This is a genomic window from Pseudomonas baetica (assembly GCF_051216495.1).
GTDB classification, from domain to species: Bacteria; Pseudomonadota; Gammaproteobacteria; order Pseudomonadales; family Pseudomonadaceae; genus Aquipseudomonas; species Aquipseudomonas baetica_B.
The window spans coordinates 26981-43318 of record NZ_JBPKAM010000031.1 but is presented as its reverse complement, the minus strand read 5'-3'; the positions used below and the strand labels follow the sequence as shown (position 1 = coordinate 43318).

Annotated in this window: 15 protein-coding genes; all 15 read right to left on the bottom strand. The window is 60.7% G+C overall.

Features of this window, described 5'->3' with window-relative positions; genetic code table 11:
• Positions 1–25: 25 nt before the first annotated feature.
• Complete coding sequence (locus ACSFE6_RS13530; protein WP_435428076.1) at positions 26–1093, bottom strand: maleylacetate reductase; 1068 nt, start codon at positions 1091–1093, stop codon at positions 26–28.
• 8 nt (positions 1094–1101) lie between these two features.
• On the bottom strand, positions 1102–2565 hold the full coding sequence (locus tag ACSFE6_RS13525; protein ID WP_435428075.1) for an aldehyde dehydrogenase family protein: 1464 nt from the start codon (positions 2563–2565) through the stop codon (positions 1102–1104).
• 92 nt (positions 2566–2657) lie between these two features.
• A complete protein-coding gene (locus ACSFE6_RS13520; protein ID WP_435428074.1) occupies positions 2658–3677 on the bottom strand; it encodes a hydroxyquinol 1,2-dioxygenase in 1020 nt (339 codons plus the stop codon).
• A 45-nt stretch (positions 3678–3722) separates the two neighbouring features.
• Positions 3723–4217: a hydroxyquinol 1,2-dioxygenase gene (locus ACSFE6_RS13515; protein ID WP_435428073.1), complete on the bottom strand. Its 495-nt coding sequence runs from the start codon at positions 4215–4217 to the stop codon at positions 3723–3725.
• A gap of 228 nt (positions 4218–4445) precedes the next feature.
• The gene (locus ACSFE6_RS13510) at positions 4446–5375 is read right to left on the bottom strand and encodes a LysR substrate-binding domain-containing protein (protein ID WP_435428072.1); all 930 of its coding nucleotides are present in this window, start codon (positions 5373–5375) and stop codon (positions 4446–4448) included.
• A gap of 169 nt (positions 5376–5544) precedes the next feature.
• Positions 5545–6579, bottom strand: a complete 1035-nt coding sequence (locus ACSFE6_RS13505) for a branched-chain amino acid ABC transporter permease (protein WP_435428071.1) — start codon at positions 6577–6579, stop codon at positions 5545–5547.
• The gene (locus tag ACSFE6_RS13500; protein WP_435428070.1) at positions 6579–7442 is read right to left on the bottom strand and encodes a branched-chain amino acid ABC transporter permease; all 864 of its coding nucleotides are present in this window, start codon (positions 7440–7442) and stop codon (positions 6579–6581) included. The genes ACSFE6_RS13505 and ACSFE6_RS13500 overlap by 1 nt, the downstream gene beginning before the upstream one ends.
• A gap of 2 nt (positions 7443–7444) precedes the next feature.
• On the bottom strand, positions 7445–8137 hold the full coding sequence (locus tag ACSFE6_RS13495) for an ABC transporter ATP-binding protein (protein ID WP_435428096.1): 693 nt from the start codon (positions 8135–8137) through the stop codon (positions 7445–7447).
• Positions 8138–8158: 21 nt separating this feature from the next.
• A complete protein-coding gene (locus ACSFE6_RS13490) occupies positions 8159–8884 on the bottom strand; it encodes an ABC transporter ATP-binding protein (RefSeq protein ID WP_435428069.1) in 726 nt (241 codons plus the stop codon).
• A gap of 25 nt (positions 8885–8909) precedes the next feature.
• The gene (locus tag ACSFE6_RS13485; protein WP_435428068.1) at positions 8910–10220 is read right to left on the bottom strand and encodes an ABC transporter substrate-binding protein; all 1311 of its coding nucleotides are present in this window, start codon (positions 10218–10220) and stop codon (positions 8910–8912) included.
• Between the two features lie 98 nt (positions 10221–10318).
• Positions 10319–11665, bottom strand: coding sequence for an outer membrane beta-barrel protein (locus ACSFE6_RS13480; protein ID WP_435428067.1), 1347 nt, complete (start codon positions 11663–11665; stop codon positions 10319–10321).
• Between the two features lie 361 nt (positions 11666–12026).
• Positions 12027–12749: an NAD(P)H-dependent oxidoreductase gene (locus ACSFE6_RS13475; RefSeq protein WP_435428066.1), complete on the bottom strand. Its 723-nt coding sequence runs from the start codon at positions 12747–12749 to the stop codon at positions 12027–12029.
• Positions 12750–12758: 9 nt separating this feature from the next.
• Entirely contained in the window at positions 12759–14402 is a 1644-nt protein-coding gene (locus tag ACSFE6_RS13470) for an ABC transporter ATP-binding protein (protein WP_435428065.1), read from the bottom strand.
• Between the two features lie 2 nt (positions 14403–14404).
• Positions 14405–15232 carry an ABC transporter permease gene (locus ACSFE6_RS13465; protein WP_435428064.1) on the bottom strand — a complete coding sequence of 276 codons (828 nt, stop codon included), beginning with the start codon at positions 15230–15232 and terminating at the stop codon, positions 14405–14407.
• A gap of 3 nt (positions 15233–15235) precedes the next feature.
• Positions 15236–16195, bottom strand: a complete 960-nt coding sequence (locus tag ACSFE6_RS13460; RefSeq protein ID WP_435428063.1) for an ABC transporter permease — start codon at positions 16193–16195, stop codon at positions 15236–15238.
• Positions 16196–16338 lie beyond the last annotated feature (143 nt).

The window sequence follows — 16338 nt, the reverse complement described above, 5'->3', positions numbered from 1 at the left end:
TGTTGTTATTCCGACGAGGGTGAGTTCAGGCTGGCGCCAGGCCTTTCATGGCGCGGGTCAATAACACTGCAATCGGGCCTAATTCGAACGGTCTTGGATTGTAGTAAGGGCTGGCGCAGGCAATTTGCGCGGCTTCCGCCGGACCGTTTTCGGGCAGGCCGATGTCCGCCAGCGCCAGTGGGATACCCAGTTTCTGGTTCAGCGCGTACAACAAGGCACCGACTTCACTGGCCTCACTGCCACCCAGAGCCCGCGCGGCTCGTTGCAACGGCCCGGCTGCCGCTTCACGGTTGTAATGGGCAGCGTGGGGCAGAACGATGGCGTGCGCCTGGGCATGGGGCAGATTGAAGGTTCCGCCCAAGGTGTGGCAAAGCTTGTGGTGCAAGGCCATGCCGACCGAGCCCAGGCAAATGCCCGCCAGCCACGCGCCATACAACGCCCGGCTGCGCGCGTCAGGATCATTCGGGTCATTGACCACGCCCGGCAACGCTTGCGCCAGTGAGCGTATCGATTCTTCGGCCATGAAACCGATAATTGGATTTGCGTCCTGGGCGTACAGCGCTTCAACGGCATGGGCCATGGCGTTCATGCCCGAACAGGCTGAAATCTGCACCGGCAAGGTCAGGGTCAATTGCGGATCGTAGATCACGGTTTTGGGCAGTACCTTGGGATCCCGCCCGGTTTTCTTCAGACGGTTTTCGGTCAAGCCGTAGATCGGCGTCATCTCCGAGCCGGCGTAGGTCGTGGGTATGGCGACAATCGGCAACCCGGAATCCATGGCAATCGCCTTGCCCAGGCCAATGGTCGAACCACCGCCGATGGCCACGCAGCAATCGGCATCCAGCCGCGCCGCCTCGACCCGCGCCGCTTGCGCCACTTCCAGTGGCACGTGCATCACGGCGTGCGGGTAGACACCCGCCGCCCGCTCGCCCAGTAACGCCGCCACCTGCTCGCCAAGCCCGTGCTGTTCAGGCGTGGTCAGGATCAGCGCACGACGGGCGCCGAGGCGATCGATCTCTTCGGCCAGCGCAGAGAGCTTGCCCCAGCCGAACACCACGCGGGTTGGCAGGCTTTGGTAAACAAAAGGATTCATGGCAGGCCTCAACGCTGGTAGTAAGGAGCGATTTGAGCATCAACGTTGACCCAGACCGAGCGTGCTTCGGTGTAATCGTGGATCGCCTCGAAACCCATTTCACGGCCATAGCCCGATTGCCCGACACCGCCAAACGGGCTGCCCGGGTTGACCCGTTTGTAGCAGTTGATCCAGCACATGCCGGCGTGAATCGAGTCCGCCATTTTGTGCGCACGGGCCAGGTTCTGTGTCCACAAACCACTGCCCAGACCGTACTCGCTGCCGTTGGCGATGGCCAAGGCCTCCTCGTCGGTGCTGAAGCGTACGACGGTGACGAACGGACCAAAGACCTCTTCCTGGCACACACGATCACTGGGCTTGGCCTCGACAATAGTCGGTTCGACATAGAATCCATTGGCGAGGGCCTTGTCGTCCGGCGCCTTGCCGCCTGCGAGGATCTTGCCGCCCTGCTCGATGGCGATATCGATGTAAGCCATCACGCGATCACGGTGCAGCGCCGAGGTCAACGGCCCCATTTCGGTTTCCGGGTCCAGCGGATCGCCCAAGCGTATGGACTTGGCCAAGGCGATGAAACGTTCGAGGAACCGGTCTGCGATGTCTTTATGCAGGATCAGACGCGAACCCGCGATGCAGGCTTGCCCCTGATTGTGGAAGATCGCCCAGGCCGCGCCGTTGACCGCCGCGTCAAGGTTGGCGTCCTCGAACACAATGTTGGCGCCCTTGCCCCCAAGCTCCAATTGAATACGCTTGAGGTTGCTTTTCGACGCTTCGACGATCCGGCGTCCGGTCGCAGTCGAGCCGGTGAAGGCAATCTTGCCCACATCCAGGTGCTCCGCCAGCGCCTGGCCCGCGGTATGGCCATACCCTGGCACCACGTTGACCACGCCTTTGGGGAAGCCGACTTCAGACATCAGCTCGACAATGCGCAAGGTGGACAACGGCGTGATTTCCGACGGTTTGATGACGATGGTGTTGCCCGCCGCCAGCGCCGGACCCATTTTCCAACTGGTGAACATCAGCGGAAAATTCCAGGGCACGATCTGCCCCACCACGCCGATCGGCTTGCGCTGCACATAGTTGAGAAAACCCGCTTCGACCGGAATCACCGCCCCTTCGATCTTGTCGGCCATGCCACCGAAATAGCGAAAGCAGGCTGCCGTGCGCGGCACGTCGAGGCCACGGGAATCGCGAAGCGGATGCCCGGTGTTCAGCGATTCCAGCTGCGCCAACTCTTCGCTGCATTCCTCGATCCTGTCCGCCAGCTTGAGCAACAGGCGCCCGCGCTCGGCGGCGCCCAAGGCAGACCAGGCCGGGAAAGCGCGTTTGGCGGCGGCAACCGCCAGATCGATGTCAGCCGCTTCCGCCGCAGCGATGCGCGTGATCAACGAACCGTCATGGGGCGAGACCACGTCGATGGTGCCGCCGGCGACCGCATTAACGAAACGGCCATCGATATAGAGCTGATTTTGCATGATATTTTCCTCGCACCGCGCCGCTGGCGCAGTGTCTGACGATTTGATTCTTGAACATATGGCCCGATGCGCACCGGGCCAGACACCCTGTCTTAGAACTCGATCGGGTACGGCTTGAGCTCGCCGCTTTCGTAGCGTTGCGGCAGGTTGGGCGTGGCGTTTTCCCAGACCATCAGCATCGAACGCTTGGTGGAATAGCCCTGATGGCGGATGTCCGCGGGCATGGCGCAAATGTCACCGGCACGCATGGTGATGCGGGCACGCGGGTTGCCGTCGTCCTTGTCGCCGACATCCCAGATGATCTCGTCGGAGAGCTGCAGAAACCACTCGACGCGGTCGTTGCCATGGAACACCGGCAGGATGAATTCTTCAGTGGTCGGGCAGAACAGGCTGGCCCTGCACACCGAGGTCACCGATGGGTTCCAGGTCACGTCGGAGCGCGACAGGTACTTGAACAGATTGAAGGCATGCAACTCGCCTTCGAAGCCTTCGGCGGCATGAACCTCTGGCTCATCCTGGGACACATCGATGAACTGGCGATTGACCGGCAGGTCGTTGCGCAGCGGCGAATCGCCCGGCAGGCCCGGCATGCGCTTGGTGGCGATGCGAAAGCGCTCGATGGCTTCGAGGTTATTGCCGTTCTTGCGACCGAATGCGCTGCCGGTTTCTTCAGGCGCGGCAAACGGATCGAAGGTGGCGTTGGTCCAATCGCGCAGGATCGCCTTGAAGGTAGCCATGATCAGCGGCGTTTCGAAATTTTCGGTGTAGTTGACCCCTGCCTCTTTGAGCGTGCCATTGAAGGTGCCGGCATATAGGTCGACTTTGCCGTAGTAATTGCGGGTGCCAATGACGTGGTCGAAATTGACCCAACCATAGAAAAAGCCCCAGGCCACATCACGCATCAAGGCGCGCAGAAAGGCATCGACCGGGATCAGGTGCGAACGGGTCTGGCCTTTGGCGGGCCAGGTGATACGGGCAAAGTACTCGTCGCGCGACAGTTCGAACGCGCCAAGCTGGAATGAACAGTAACCGGTGACGGCATGAGGCGGGCTGATTTTGACGTCATCGTCGGCAAACAGGGCAGATTCGGCTGGGGTTTCAAGCATGGCCATGACGGGATTCCTTTTGTTTTTGTTGGCTGGGGTTGGCTGGGCTGATCACTTGAAGCAGATGTCTGCCCATTTCTCGACCGACAACGGTCCCTTGATGGTCTGCTGCAAAATCACGCCCGGGCGGCCGGTTTCGAAGCGATAGGCGGTGCCGGCTGGCAGCAGGCACTGATGGCCGCGTTTTAGCAGGACATAGCCCATCGGTTTTCCCCCTGGCACGTCACCGGCCAGCCGAGTGCCTTCGCCGTCTTTCAATGGCTCATCGAGCTTGAGGAAATCCACCCGTACTTCACCGTCCATGACGATGGCGAATTCGTCGTGCGCTGCCGTGTACCAAGGCGATTGGCCTTCGGCGCGCAGGGTTTCAACGACGTAGCCGAGGTTCAGGCCGACCACGACTTTTTCATAAGGACGGGATTGTTGCGCCACTTCGAAAATGTTCGAGAAGGCGTAGTGACTGGCCTGGCCGCTGACGATTTCAACCGACCCTTTGCTGTAATTGTCCAGCGAGCCGAACACCGTTTCGATTACCGCGCTACTCATGGAGTTCACCGTTTTGTTGTTGTAGTAACAGTGAGCCAACAGTACGTCGCACCTGTTCCTCGAACAATTAGAGTGTCGGCGACAACAGTGTTCGCGAAACGCAAACACTGTTGGCGCACAGGTTTCTCTGTAGGAGCGAGCTTGCTCGCGATAAACGCCCGGACAACGCGCCCACTCAGGCAGGACGCGTTATCGTTGACGTCCATCGCGAGCAAGGGGCGGAGATACTCAACGCACCCAACCACGCTCCAGCAAGGGCTTGTCCCAGCACGGTTCGTCGCCGAAGTTTTCCACCAGGAAGTCGATCAGTGTGCGCACTTTCAAGGCCCGGCGCTGGGTGGCGGGATACACCGCGGAAAAGTTGAAGGAGGACAGCGCGAACTCCGGCAGCACCGGAATCAGCCTGCCGCTAAGCAGGTCGTCACTGGCGACCAGCGTCGGCAAACAGACGATACACACCCCGGTATTGGCGTAATCACGCAGCAAATGCACCGAATTCGAACGCACCTGGCCCGGGAGGCTCAGTTCTACCTGTTCGTCGCCGTGGTTAAAGATCCAGCGATTACGCGATGGATAGCCCTCATACAAGGCGATTTTGTGTTGCAGCAGCTCCTGGGGGTGCGTGGGCACGCCGAATGCTTCGGCATAGTCGGGTGACATGCAAAACAGCCGGCGAACACTGAACAATTTGCGCTCGATCAGGGTCTCGGCCATGGGCGGGAACATCTGAAACGCTACATCGAAGCCTTCTTCGATCGGGTCCACCACCCGGTCATTGACGATGACGTCCACCTCGATGTCCGGGTACAGCCGGGTGAACTCGGCCAGCATCCTGCCAAAGTGACCAATGGCAAAGCCTGGCAGCATCTGCACGCGTAACTTGCCGGTGGGTTTGGCGCGCAGTTCGCGCATGTGCTCGGTCAGCGAATTGAAGCTCGCGACCATGTCCGCACATTCCTTGTAGTAGGTCTCGCCCACCTCGGAAAGACGCACGTGGCGTGTACTGCGATGGAACAGTGGCGCGTTGACGAACTGTTCCAGTTGTTGAATGCGGTGGGTGATCACGGAGCGGGTGACGCCCAATTGCTGGGCCGCCTTGGCGAAGTTGCCGGTCTCGGCAACTCGCACGAAGGCTTCGATACTGAGTAAACGATCCATGGGAAGGCTCTTGGAGGCTTTTATTTTTGGTGTATCTCGAGGTTAGCCTGTCGGCAGCCTGCGCTCCAGATCCTTGTAGGAGCGAGCCTGCTCGCGATGGACGTCAACGATAACGCTGGCTGCCTGACACTGCGCAGTGCCTGTACTTCCATCGCGAGCAAGCTCGCTCCTACAGGTTTGTGTGCGCCGTTAGACGCCGTTGCATCGGGAATACCTGCCACCCCAAGCGTTCACTGGTCAAGCCCCACACGCCTTGCGGCGCCTTGAGCATCATCACCACCGCAACCACGCCGAGAATAATCATGTAAACGGCGCCGTACTGAGCCAGGCATCCGCGCAACGCGAAGTAAATCAGCGTGCCGATCAAAGGCCCTTCCAGCGTACCGATGCCGCCGATGATGACGATGAAGATCACCACCGCTGTCCAGTCTTGCAGGTTGAACGCCGCGTCCGGTGAAATCCGCAGCTTTTGCAGGAAGATCAGCGAACCGACCACACCTGTGCAACCGGCCGCCAATACGTACACCATCAACTTGGTCCGGAACGTGTTGACGCCCAGGCTGCCGGATGCCGGTTCGGAATCGCGTATCGACGCCAGCGCCAGGCCCTGTCGCGAACGCAGCAAAAAGAACACCACCGCCACGGCGCCAATGGCGATGGCCAGCGCCGTAAAGTAGATCAGCATCTCGCGCCCGTCCCGGTCAGTGCCGATTTGCCGGACGATGGACGCCGGCAGGCTTTGCCCGGAGCCGCCGCCCAAGCTGCTCATCTGCGCCAGCCCCAGGCGAAAGACCTCGGCCACTACCCAGGTGCCTATCGCAAAGTACGCGCCACGCAGCCGAAACACGATCAGGGCCGTGGGAATCGCCAACAGCGCCACCAGCACACCCGAGAGCAACACGGCTAACAAGGGCGGAACCCCCAGTTGCGTGGACAGCATGAACAACAGATAGCCGCCCAGGCCGACAAACGCTTGCTGCCCCACCGACACCAGGCCGGCGTAACCGGCCAACAGGTTCCACATTTGCGCCAGTGCCAGGTAATAGGCGAACTCCACCACCAGTCGCAGGCTGGAACGGTCGGCCCACCAGGGCGCACTGATCAACAGCAGCACGCACACCCCCAACACTGACAGCCCGATCAGGCTGCTGGTCGTCGTGCGTTGTACGCGATAGGCCAGCGCAGGATTGTTCAAGGCATTCATCAGTCGACACTCCGGGGAAACAGGCCACGCGGACGCACGACCAGGATCAGCAGGAACACAAGATGACCGGCGAGGATTTGCCAGCCGGGATCGATTTTCGCGCCCAGCGCCTGGGCAATGCCGAGAATCACCCCGCCGGCCAGGGTGCCCCACAGGCTGCCCAGGCCGCCAATGATCACCGCTTCGAATCCGTACAACAGGCGGGCCGGCCCTACGGTCGGGTCGAAACTGGTGCGAATCGCCAGGAAGACTCCGGCGATCGACACCACCGCCATCGCCAGCGCCATGGCCAGGCCGAAAATATGGGCGTTGTTCACGCCCATTAGCCGTGCGGTGTGCTGGTCATCGGAGGTCGCGCGAAAAGCCCGGCCCAAAGGGGTTTTGTAGAACAGCAATTGCAGGCCGCCGATGATCAGCAGTGCACTGCCAAACACCATCAGCGGCATGATCCCCACGCTCAGTCCGCCGAAACCGACACTGGCGACTTCCAGGTCACCCTGGGACAGCTTCTGGCTGTCCGCGCTGAAAAACTCCAGCAGGACGTTCTGCACGATGATCGACAGGCCGAAGGTCACCAGCAGCGGCGGCAGGATGTCCTGGCCGAGTGTCCGGTTGAGCAGGCCGCGCTGCAGAACGTAGCCAAAACAGAACATCACGGGCACGACGATCACCAGGCTTGCCAGCGGACTGAAACCCAGGTGGTTGACCACCATCAGCGCCAGGTACGAAGCCAGGACGATGAAGTCGCCATGGGCGATGTTGACCAGGCGCATGATGCCGAACATCAGCGACAGCCCCACCGCGAACATCGCGTACAGGCCGCCGAGCAACATGCCCTGGAGAAGCGTATTGATCCATTCCATCACTAAACCCCAAAGTACGCGGCTTTGATTTGTGCCTTGTCGACGTCTCCAGGGCGGCCGGTCAGGGACACGCGCCCTTCCTGCAAGCAATAGAAACGGTCGCAGACACTCAGCGCCTGATTGATGTCCTGCTCGACGAGAATCACCGTGGTGCCGTCGGCCTTGATCGAAGGCAGTGCTGCATAAATGTCCTTGATCGTGGTGGGTGCCAGTCCCAGGCTGATCTCGTCGCACAGCAGCAAGTGCGGATTGGCCATCAAGCCCCGGCCAATCGCAACCATCTGCTGCTGGCCACCGGACAGCGCGGTACCGGGGCGCTTGCGCAGTTTTTCCAGCACCGGAAACAGCTGGTAGATCCTGGCCAGCGTCCACGGCCCCGGGCGTTTGCTATAGGCGCCGATTTGCAGGTTTTCCTCGACGGTGAGCGATGGAAATAGCTTGCGGCCTTCCGGCACCAGCGCGATGCCGCGCTCGATCACCTGGTTGGCCGCCAAATCACCGATGGCCTGGCCCCTGAACGTGACCGCGCCCGGCTTGTTTTTTATCTGCCCCGCCAGCGAGCGCAGGAAAGTCGATTTGCCCGCACCGTTGGAGCCGATGATCGCTACGGTCTCGCCCTGATCCAACGTCAGGCTGATGTCGAACAGTGCCTGGAAGTCGCCGTAGCCGGCGCAGAGACTGTCGATGGACAGCAGGTTTGCATGCGTCGTCATGTGTCAGCTCCCGATGCCCATATAGATCTCCTGGACCCGCGGATCGGCCATGACGCTGCGCGGCTCGCCTTCGGCCAGTTTGGCGCCGAAGTTGATCACCGTCAGGCGACTGACCACCGCCAGCAAGGCATGGACGATGTGTTCGATCCAAATAATGGCAACGCCGGCTTTGTGGATGCCCTGAATGGTTTCCACCAGTTCGAGGCATTCCGGCTCGGTCAGGCCACCGGCGATCTCATCCAGCAACAACAGGCGCGGCCGGGTCGACAACGCACGGGCCATTTCCAGGCGTTTGCGGTCGAGCAGGGTCAGCGAACCGGCCAGGACATTGGCCTTGCGCATCAGTCCCGTCAGTTCCAGAGTCTGTGCGCACCACTGGCTGGCGTCCTTGTCGGGTAACCCGGCGCCAAAGGTCGCGCCCACCAGCAGGTTCTCGAATACCGTCATTTTCACGAACGGATGTGGGATCTGGTGCGAACGGCCGATGCCTTGTTGGCAACGTTTGAACACCGGCTCTCGGGTGACGTTGCGACCTTCGAAATGGATGCTGCCGCTGTCCGCCGCCACGCCACCGGCGATCAGGTTGAACAGCGTGCTTTTACCCGCACCGTTGGGGCCGATGATGCCCAGGGCTTCGCCTGGCTTCAGGGTCAGGCTCATCGCATCCGTGACCTTCACCGAGCCGTAGCTTTTATGCACATCGTTTAGTTGCAGCAGTGGCTGTTGCATGGTGCACCTGTTTGCTTGAGCGCGATCAATAGGTAATGGCCTGCATCTCGCCGCCCAACGGGATCGCCGGAGCATTGGCATTGCTGGTCACGATCAAGTCGTATTTGTTGTCATTGCCCAGGCGCCATTGACCGCTGACCAGCGGTGTCTTGGCCACGTTCTTCACCGGGCCGCCGTCCCAACTGATTGGCCCGACCACAGTGTTCAGATGGGTCTTGAGCAAGGCATCGCGCACGGCCTGCGGGTTACCGATTTCTTCGGTGCGCTTGAGAATGTCCACCGCCAGTTCGAACAGGGCATGCACGAAGCCCAAAGGTTGCGTCCACTGTTTGCCGGTGGCCTGGGTGAAGCCCTGGGCGAGCTGTCCGGCACTGGCGCCGGTCAGCGAAGAACTGAATGGATGCGTGGGGCTCCACCAGATTTCAGTCGACAGGTTATTGCCGGCCTTGCCCAGTGCTTCGACCGCTGTGGGAAACAGCAACGCCTTGCCCACAGAAACCGCTTTGGGCTTGAAGCCCTGCTGACGGGCCTGGGTCCAGAACGTCGTGAGGTCCGGCGGGATGACCACGCCGGTGACGATGTCGACCTCGGCCTTTTTGAATGCAGCGATCTGCGCCGAGAAGTCATCGGTCAGGCTCTGGAAACGACCGGGATCGACCAACTGGAAACCCTTCTGCGCCAACACCGGTGGGAACCCGAGCTTCGAATCGCCCCAGGCATTGCCGTCGCCATCGTTGGGAAACAGGCCGCCAATCACCTTGTCGGTCTGCATGGCACCCCACATCGAGGTGTAGGTGCCAATCACATCTTCCAAGCCCCAGAAAAAATGGTAGGTCCACTCAAACCCCTGATCGGGCTTGCCGCCACGGGTAAAAAACCATGGCTGCCACGGCGCCACCGTGGAAATGCACGGGATCTCGTTGATTTCACATTGGTCGGACACCGGATTGGTGGTTTCCGGCGTCGACGACACCAACATCAGGTCGACCTGATCCGACAGGATCAGCTCGCTCGCCACCTCCGCCGCGCGGTTGGGGTTGGACTGGCTGTCCTTGACGATGACTTCGAGTCGGTACGCCTTGCCGGCCACATTGAGGGTGTTCTTCAGCGTTTGCTTGAGCGATTCGATGATGTAGTTGTCGGCCGCCGCAAATGGCGCCAACGGCCCGGTCTGCGGGCTGACATAGCCGAGTTTGATCACCCGCTCGCTACCCAGAGCGAAGTTGAACGGCAGGCTCGCCAGAGCGATGCCGCCGGCGGCAACGCCACTGCTGCGCAGGAAATCACGACGTGAGAAGTCGCGACCAAACAGATTTTTATCGTTATTGTCTGTCATGAAATTACTCCAGTGCGGCGACGAGCCGGCAACGTCTGGGCGAACAAGGGCGCAACGTGTGGGTTGAGCCATCACGCCGGGTTAGCGAAAGCGTCGGATTAGAAGAAGAAACTGACGTCGAAGGACGCGACCACTTGCGAGTCCTTTTGCCCATCGGCGTAGGCATCGCGACCAGGGCCGGAATGGATGTCGTAACGCAGTTCCGGGCGCAGGCGCACGTTGGGTGTCGGCGTCCAGGCCAGGTTTGTGGTGACGCCGTAGAAGCTGCCCCAGGTCGGGTCGGGAATCCCTGTGTTCGGGTCGATGTTGGCCATCATCACGTGCACCGGCGCATCGGTGTAGAACCACTCGGCGCGGCTGTTCCACATCAGGTTTTCACTGATTCGGTGATACCAGTTGATGTCCGTGCCGTACCAGGTGCCATCGTTTTTGTTGGCGAACCCGGCGAAAGCGCCCTGCTCCTGCTTGCCGTAGTTCAGCTCCAGCGCCACGCGATTGTTCGGGTCGATCACCTGGGACAAGGTCAGGTAGGACGCCAGGCGCTTGTAGTCGTCATCCTTGGTGCCGGCGGGTATCGGCGAACCACAGCTGCACTCGGCGAAGCTATCGCCGGCACCGTTGCCATAGATGTTTTCCCAGTCGATCCAGGTACTGAAATCCGCCGAACGCCAGCGCACGTTGGCGATGACATCGGGGTCATGGTTGGGGTCCTGCAGGTTGTTCCAGCCCTGCACCACGCCCAGTTCGAAGCCGAGCATGCTTTCGCCCGGCGCCGACGGCAGTTTGAACGAGTACAACGCACCGGCATGCTTGGCCGGACCGTGCATGAATGAATAGGTATGGGAGTAGAAGTCCGTCGGCGCCGGTGACGGCAAGGCAAAGCCGATTTCATTTTCCAGCGGCGTATGAAAGATCCCGATCATCAGGTCCGAGCCACCCAGTACCGGGAAATAAAAATCGACGTAGGCCTGAGCAATGGTGAACGCCGGGTCTTCAGCCTTGTTGTCGCGGTTGACACCCAAGTCTTCGTCCCAGCCGTAGGTCTTGAAGTAGCGTGCATCCTTGCCGTAAAGCGCCGTCACGTTGAAGCCCCAATCTGCTTCCTGTGGCATGGCGCCGGGAAACGGCCCCACGCGCCCGACCACATTGCTCTTGGGCTTCTTTTCCACGGCCAGGGCGAACTGGTTGAGGTTCACGCCTTCATCGGTATTGAAAAAACTCTGCTTGCTGACGTCATCCGTGCCGTTGTTGTTATAGATCACACCCACCTGGCCCCAGCCGTAGACCTTGATGCCGTGTTCACGCTCAAGGCTGTCGCCGAACACATTGCGCACCAGCGAGCCCATCGGGTCGTCCGCTGCACGGGCCATTGAGGGAAACAAAACGTCCACACCCAGAACGGGGGCGAACAGGGTCGCTGCGCAGACCCATGCACGAATACTCATACCTGCCTTCCTTATTTTTATTAGGCACCAACCCCCGAGGGGGCATGAGGCCGAAAGCAAGGTATGACGTTGTAGTGTCTGTCTTGATGAGCCCTGGCCCGGGCTCCACTTGATCGTTGGCAGATCGCTGTGTTCGGCGTAATGGAGGCTACAAGCCCGCCACTACCCCAACAATTCCAATCTCGGCGACTTCAGTGTTTGCGTATTCAGAACAATCCAGGGGTGGATCGCTATATGGAGAAGACATGGTTCTCCTGTGGGAGCTGGCTTGCCAGCGATAGCGTCGGGTCAGTCAACATGGATGTTGCAGCTGATGGCCTCATCGCGGGCAAGCCCGCTCCCACAGGGTTGGGGGTGTTGATCAGGCCTCGGCGGTCGCTGGTTTAAGTAGTGGATAGAGCATTTCATCGAACTGCGACAGTTTCGGAAACACCAGCGGTTGTTCATCGCTCAGGTGTTGCAGGCGCTGGGTGTAATCAACCAAAAATTGCTGGCGCGCCTCGTCGCTGATATACGGCACATGCCAGGCAACGAACGGCTCCAGCACATCAAAACCAACATAAGCCAGGGTGCCGCGCAGGATCGGCCGCAGCATGTCCTGCAATGGGCCATGGATCGCGTCCTCGCCGAACATGTGCTCACGCCCGCCCAGGGTCACGGTCACCAGCGCTTTCTTGCCGGCCAGACCACCCTGATCATAAAACCGCTTGCCGCCGTAGCAGATGCCGGACACCAGCACCCGGTCGATCCAGCCCTTGAGCATGGCCGGGGCGGAGAACCAGAAGATCGGGAAGTTGAGGATCAAAAGGTCGGCCCACAACAGTTTGTCCAGTTCGCCCTGGATGTCTGCCGCCAGTGACTGGCTTTTCACCCCCAAACGTTGTTCAAGCGCGTACACCAGGTACTCGGGGTTTTCCCGGGAGGAAAAGTCGGCGTCGCTGGCCACCGGGTTCCAGTTCATCTTGTACAGGTCGCTGACCTGCACCTCATGGCCTTGGGCTTCAAGGGTGGCGACGGCCTGGTCACGCAGGGCGGCGGTGAAGGATTTCGGCTCGGGATGCGCGTGGACGATCAGTACTTTCATGGTGATTCCTTAGACTTTTTCCAGCGTAGGGTTTGAATTCATTGCGCGACTGGCCAGCAGGCGGTCGAGCCAGTCCGGGTCCATTTGTGGTTCTGACGAGAACAGCAGCCCGGTGTAATCCTGATGCGGCGGAGTGAAAATCTGGCTGCGCGAACCGTGGTCCACCACCCTGCCCCGTTGCATCACCAGTACTTCATCGGCAATCGCGCGCACGGTAGCGACGTCATGGGTAATGAACAGGTAAGCGACACCGAGCTGTTGCTGAATACGATTGAGCAGCTTCAATACGCCTTCGGCCACCAGTTGATCAAGGGCCGAGGTGACTTCGTCGCAGATGATCAACTGCGGATCGGCCGCCAGTGCCCGGGCGATGCAAATCCGTTGTTTCTGCCCACCGGACAATTCACGAGGCTGGCGCTCCATGTACTTGGCCGGGTCCAGTTCGATCATCTCCAGTAACTCGGCGACCCGTGCGCGCATGGCCTTGCCCTTGAGCCCGAGATAAAACGTCAGCGGCCGGCCGATGATGTCGACGATGCGCTGGCGCGGATTGAGCGCCGTGTCCGGGATCTGGTAGATCATCTGGATGCGCCGCAGTTGCTCCTTGCTGCGCTGGCGGTAGTCCGCCGGCAGTGGCTGGCCGTCGTACAGCACTTCGCCGTAGGTCGGCGGCAGCAGACCGGTGATCAACCGCGCCGTCGAGCTTTTGCCGCTACCGGATTCGCCGATCACCGCCAAGGTCTGGCCCTTGTACAGTTTCAACGAGACATCGTGCAGCACCGGTTGATCGCCGTAGCTGGCACAGCTTTGACGCAACTCCAGCAGCGGTTTTTCCTGCTCCGGGCAAGCCTTGGGCTCGGTGCGGAAACTGCGCACCGCCCACAGCGACTTGGTGTAGTCCTCCTGTGGGTCGCCGAGCATCTTGCGGGTCTCGGCCTCCTCCACCAGTTTGCCGTGGCGCAGCACCATGATGCGGTCGGCCATTTGTGCCACCACCGCCAAGTCGTGGCTGATGTAGATCGCGGCGCTGCCATAGGTCTTCACCGCATCGCGAATCGCCGCCAGCACTTCAATCTGGGTGGTGACGTCCAGCGCAGTGGTCGGCTCGTCGAAGATGATCAGGTCCGGGTGGCAGGCCATGGCCATGGCGGTCATGACCCGCTGCAACTGGCCGCCGGACACTTGATGCGGATAACGCTGGCCGATCTTTTCGGGATTAGGCAGGCGCAGTACACGGTACAGCTCCACCGCTTCACGCATCGCTTGCTCGCGGCTCATGCCGCCGTTTTTTACGGCGGTTTCCACGTGCTGGTCAATCAGTCGATGGGCCGGGTTGAACGAGGCCGCCGCGCTCTGGGCGACGTAGGCGATGCGCAAACCGCGCAACTGTCGCAGAGCTTCCGGTTTGGCCTTGAGCAAGTCGATGCCGTCGAAATGCACCGAGCCGCCGGTGATACGGCATCCGTCACGGGTGTAGCCCATGGCCGACAGTCCCAGGGTCGACTTGCCGGCCCCGGATTCACCGATCAGCCCCAGCACCTCGCCCCGTTGCAGGGTCAGGTCGATGCCCTTGATCAGCGGATGCCAGGCGTTTTCGTAGTGACCTTCGATATGCAGATTGCGGATTTCCAGCAAAGGTTTGGATGTCGTCATGTTCAGCACTCCTTGAGGCCGCTGGATTTGTGCAGCATCCAGTCGACGACGAAATTGACGCTGACCGTTATCAATGCCACGGCCAAAGCGGGCAGCAACGGGCTGATGTCGCCAAAGGTGATCAGCACGGCGTTGTCGCGCACCATGCTGCCCCAGTCGGCGGTGGGCGGCTGGATGCCAAGACCGAGGAACGACAGCGCACTGATGAACAGGAACACAAAGCAGAAACGCAGGCCGAACTCGGCAATCAACGGTGCCGCTGCGTTCGGCAGCACTTCCCGGGTCACCAGCCACCACAGCCCTTCACCGCGCAGGCGCGCCGCTTCGACGAAATCCTGCACCACCACGTTCATCGCCACCGCCCTTGAGAGGCGAAACACCCGGGTCGCATCCAGCAGCGCGATCACCAGCACCAGCGACGTGGCGTTGGTGCCGACCACGCTGAGAATCAGCAAGGCGAAGATCAGTTGCGGAATCGCCATCAGGATGTCCACCACCCGTGACAGCCCCTGATCAATCGCACCGCCCTTGATCGCCGCGATCAGCCCGCCGAATCCGCCGAGCAGGAACGCCAGCACCGTGGTCAGGAACGCAATGCCCAGGGTGTTGCGCGCACCGTAGACCAGGCGGCTGAACATGTCGCGTCCCAGGTTATCGGTGCCCAACAGGAATTGCCCGCCCCACGGTGCGAAGCCCTCGCCCACCACCTGGGTTTCGCCAAACGGCGCCAGCACTGGGGCGAACACGGCGACGAGGATGTACAGCACGATCACCAGCAGCCCGAATTGGGCGCTCAGCGGCGCCCGCACTACTTGTTTTAAAAGACCCATGGCTTACCCCTTCGGATGCATCAGGCGCGGGTTGCTGGCAATCGACAGCACGTCGGCGCTGGTATTGAGCAGGATGTAGGTCGCGGCGAAGATCAGGCTGCAGGCCTGCACCACCGGAATGTCGCGCTTGGCCACCGAGTCCACCAGCAACTGGCCGAGGCCCGGATAGACGAACACCACTTCCACGACCACCACCCCCACCACCAGATAGGCCAGGTTCAGCGCCACCACGTTGACGATGGGCGCCAGCGCGTTTGGCAAGGCATGGCAGAAGATGATCCGCGACTGGCTGATGCCCTTGAGCCGGGCCATTTCAATGTAGGGGCTGGCCAGCAGGTTGATCAGCGAAGCGCGGGTCATGCGCATCATCTGCGCGATCACCACCAGGCTCAGGGTCGCCACCGGCAACACCGAGCGCTCCAGCACCTCGCCAAGGGAAGCGTTCGGCGCCAGGTTGGAAATGCTCGGGAACCAGTTGAGCTTCACCGCGAACACCAGGATCAGGATGTAGGCCACGAAAAACTCGGGGAACGACACCGCACTCAAGGCCGAGGTATTGAGCAGGCGGTCGAACCAGCTGTTGCGATACAAGGCCGCAAGCATCCCCAGCAATAGGGCCAAGGGCACCGAAATCAGCGCCGCCAGCAACGCCAGGCTAAAGGTATTGCCAAGGCGCGTGCCGACCAGATCGGCAATGGGCCGCTGGTTGGCCAGCGACATGCCGAGATCACCGTGCAGCAGTTGCCAGATCCAGTGCCCGAAACGGGTCAGCGGCGGCATGTCCAGCCCCAGTTGCGCCCGGTACGCCGCCACGGTTTCCGGGGTGGCGGCCTGGCCGAGCATGGCCTGGGCGATATCGCCCGGCAGCATGCCGACCGCGAGAAAAATGATCACTGACACCGCCAGCAGCGATAACAGCCCCAATGCCAAACGCTGAAGTAGCAGCTTGAAAATACTGTTCACTGCGTAGTTCCTTAAATGGGCACACTCACGAAGACGCACACATAACCTGTGGGAGCTGGCTTGCCAGCGATAGCGGTGTGTCAGTCGACAAAACTATCGACCCTGAGTCCGTCATCGCTGGCAAGCCAGCTCCCACAGGGATC